The 679-nt window shown below is 43.2% G+C and carries 1 protein-coding gene; it reads right to left on the bottom strand.

Annotated features, from left to right (window positions below; genetic code table 11):
• On the bottom strand, positions 1-679 hold a 679-nt coding region (locus tag A3738_RS08080), incomplete at both ends, for a glyceraldehyde 3-phosphate dehydrogenase NAD-binding domain-containing protein (protein ID WP_304440082.1).

Here is a 679-nt window from a genome sequence, read left to right as displayed (position 1 = left end):
GCTCGACTCGATCACATCGTTATTGATGCCGTAAACAACGTTCTTAATGTCGCCCTTACCAGGAGCAGTCAATAACACCTTAGCTGCACCTTTTGATTTCAAGTGCAGGCCAAGACCTGCTTCATCACGCCAGATACCAGTATTATCAATCACTAGTGCATCGTTAATGCCGTACTCAGTGTAATCAACTTGATCAGGACCATTTGAATAGATAACTTGAATGCAGTTACCATTTGCAATGATTTGATTGTTTTCATTATCCACTGAAATCGTACCTTCGAATGGACCATGAACAGAATCACGACGCAACAAACTTGCACGCTTTTCTAAGTCATTATCAGCCTTACCTTTACGAACAACGATCGCACGCAATCGCAAGTTATTACCGCCGCCCGCTTTCTCGATCAAAATACGCGCTAGAAGACGACCAATTCGACCAAAACCGTATAAAACAACGTCTTTAGACTCAGCATTCGCCTGCTCACCGCCTTTACCAATAACGTCTGCAAGCTCTGCTTTCAAAAACTCTTCCAAAGAAGCATCGCTCTGCGCCTTGAACGAAACAGCTAATTTACCGATATCAACGCGTGCTGGACCAAGATTCAAACCATCAAGCACTTTTAGAACTTCTAGCGTATCTAGCGCAGAAAGTTCTGTATTCTCAATTTGACGCACAAAA

Source organism: Oleiphilus sp. HI0066, assembly GCF_001635725.1.
This window is presented reverse-complemented; position numbering and strand designations above follow the sequence as displayed.